Origin of the sequence: Vibrio sp. 10N.222.55.A1, from assembly GCF_041473835.1 — a bacterium.
Lineage (GTDB): Bacteria > Pseudomonadota > Gammaproteobacteria > Enterobacterales > Vibrionaceae > Vibrio > Vibrio crassostreae_C.
The window spans coordinates 1-317 of sequence record NZ_JBFRSX010000098.1; the positions used below are offsets into that span (position 1 = coordinate 1).

The following is a 317-nucleotide window of genomic DNA, read 5'->3' on the forward strand; positions in this document are numbered from 1 at the left end:
TTTTCCGGATTGGTATTATTTGTAGGAGCGGGTTAGTGTTTAGGAAGTTGAGGGTTGTTTTAGAAGACACGTTTAGTAAGAGATAAAGCTCAGAAACGAAAAAATCCAACTCAATGAGTTGGCTTTTCGATTTTCCAATTAAGGAGAATATGGTGGAGGGAGACGGATTCGAACCATCGAAGGCAGTGCCGGCAGATTTACAGTCTGCTCCCTTTGGCCACTCGGGAACCCCTCCAGGGTGTGTCTTACTCTTCACAAAGTAAGCCTAAATTGATGTTTTCCCATAAGCCCATCAATCAGGTTGTTCTCTTAACTCT

1 tRNA gene is annotated in these 317 nt (G+C 43.2%); it reads right to left on the reverse strand.

The features are described from left to right. Positions 1-150 precede the first annotated feature (150 nt). Positions 151-235, reverse strand: a tRNA-Tyr gene (locus AB4493_RS21210). Positions 236-317: the final 82 nt, after the last annotated feature.